Consider the following 2378-nt stretch of genomic DNA (forward strand, 5'->3'; position numbering starts at 1 on the left):
ATGCAGCCGCGCTGACCGCACCGGCATTCCGGCCCGTCGGGGTCCACCGAGATGTGCCCGACCTCGCCCGCCGCACCGTGCGCGCCGCGCCACAGTCGACCCCCACTCACGAACCCCGCCGCGATGCCGGTGCCGAGATTCAGATACGCGAGCGTGCGCCCCACGCCCGGACCCGGACCCGGACCCGGACCCGGACCCGTACCCGGACCCGGACCGTAGCGCAGCGCGTACGCGCCGATCGCCGCCGCCTTGACGTCGTTCTCGGTGCGCACCGGCATCCCGAGTCGTGTTTCCAGCGCCCGTCCGAGGTCGAGCTCCGCGATTCCGAGGTTGACGGCGTGCGTCACGACGGAAGAATCCGGGGCGACCTGGCCCGGCATCCCGACGCCGAGGGAGGTGAAGACGGATGCCGGGACGCCCACGGTCGTCGCAAGCTCCTCGACCAGGGACAGGATCGTCGTGACGACGGCATCCGGCCCCCATCCCGTGGGGCGCCGGACGCGTGCGACGATCTCGCCGGCCCCGGAGGCCGTGACGACCACCGCGTCGGTCTTGGTGCCACCGACGTCGAACCCGATTCGCATCAGCTCGTCAGCGGCGCTGCCGCGCTGTCGCATCAGCCCTTCACCGCTCCCGCCACCATGCCCCCGCTCATCCGGCCCTGGACGATGAGGAAGAAGACGATCACCGGGATCGCCATGAGGGTCGAGCCCGCCATCACGACGGCCCAGTCGGTCGCCTTCGTCGCCTGCACGAAGCTGCGCAGCCAGATCGGCAGCGTCTGCGCTTCGGGCCGGGTCATGATGACGAGCGCGAAGACGAACTCGTTCCACGCCTGGATGAACGCGAAGATGCCGGTCGAGACGAGGCCGGGTGCGAGGAGCGGGAAGGTGATCCGCCAGAACGCCCCGCTGCGGCTGCAGCCGTCGATCATGGCGGCCTCTTCGAGATCGGCGGGGATCCCGCCGACGAACCCGCGCAGCGTCCAGATCGTGAACGGCAGCACGGTCGCGATGTAGATGGCCGACAAGCCGACGATCGTGTTGAGCAGGTTCCAGCCGTCGAGCACACGGAAGGTGGAGATGATCATCGCCTCGGCGGGGATCATCTGGATCACGAGGATCGCGATGATGAAGCTCTTCCGCGAGCGGAAGCGATAGCGCGATACCGCGATCGAGGCGACGAACGCGAACACCAGGGCGGTCGCGACCGTGAGCAGCGTGACGCCGAGTGAGATGCCGAGCGCCGAGCCGAAGCCGGGATCGGTCGCGGCCGTCTGGAAGCTCCGCCACGTCAACTGGTCGGGCCACAGATGCGGCGTCGTCGTCTGGATCGCCGAGCCCGGCTGGAGGGCCGTGTTGACCATCCAATAGACCGGGAAGACGGAGCACACGATGATGACGACGGCGACGACGTTCAGCGCGATGCGGGCGGCGAGAGTGCGAGGGCGTGCGTTCACTGGTCGTCCTCCTTGAGCATGGTGCGGATGTAGTAGCCCGAGATCAGCAGCAGGATCACGACGAGAATGACGGCGATCGCGCCGCCCGCCCCGACATCGCCGGTGGCCATCGAGACGCTGTAGATGTAGACGCCGATCGTGTTGGTGTCGGCACGCACGCCGCCGATCGTCTGCAGCGCGTAGATCTGCGCGAACACCCGCAGATCCCAGATGATCTGCAGGATGAGGAGCACGACGAGGATCGTGCGGATGTAGGGGACGGTGATGAGGCGGAAGCGCGCGAATCCTCCGGCGCCATCGAGGGATGCCGCCTCGAGCACCTCTTCGGGCACCTGGCCGAGCCCGGCGTAGACCGAGAAGACGACGAACGGGATCGCGCCCCACGTGATGATGATCGCAGCGACGGCGAAGAAGCTGAGGGGGTCGGCGAGCCAGCTGTGGCCGGTCCAGTCGGTGCCGGTGAACTGGGTGAGGAAGTAGTTGACGAGGCCGTACTGCGTGTCGAAGATCCAGCCCCAGACGATCGTCGCCGTCAGCGCCGGCATGGCCCACGCCAGCAGCAGCCCGATCGAGACCGCGGTGCGCATGACCGTGCCGAGCCCCGTCATGAGAACGGCGATGAGGATGCCGAGGACCATCGTCGCGGCGACGCACGCGACGCAGAGGGCGACGCTGCGTCCCAGGACGACCCAGAACTCGCTGTCGGCGAGAACGTCGACGTAGTTGCCGAACCCGATGAAGTCGGCGGGAGCCCCGAAGATCTGCTCGCGGCCGTACTTCTGGAACGACATGATGATCAGCTGCACGAGCGGCCAGCCGATGAAGACGGCGAGCATGATCGTCGCCGGCGCCAGCAGTGCATACGGGGCGGCGCTTCCCGGGCGCGTGCGGCGCGGGGTGCTCGCGGCCGGCGGGGTGG

General features: G+C 68.4%; 3 protein-coding genes. All 3 read right to left on the minus strand.

The genetic code is table 11. The features are described 5' to 3' along the window. Positions 1-584, minus strand: a 584-nt coding sequence (locus WBP48_RS05570; protein WP_424437314.1) for an ROK family protein, incomplete at its 3' end; no start/stop codon positions are given. Between the two features lie 32 nt (positions 585-616). Beyond that, the gene (locus WBP48_RS05575; RefSeq protein WP_424437308.1) at positions 617-1459 is read right to left on the minus strand and encodes a carbohydrate ABC transporter permease; all 843 of its coding nucleotides are present in this window, start codon (positions 1457-1459) and stop codon (positions 617-619) included. Further along, positions 1456-2378 (minus strand): carbohydrate ABC transporter permease (locus WBP48_RS05580; protein WP_424437311.1); only part of this gene is annotated, 923 nt, incomplete at its 5' end. The genes WBP48_RS05580 and WBP48_RS05575, both read right to left, overlap by 4 nt.

Origin of the sequence: Microbacterium sp., from assembly GCF_049661145.1 — a bacterium.
Lineage (GTDB): Bacteria > Actinomycetota > Actinomycetes > Actinomycetales > Microbacteriaceae > Microbacterium.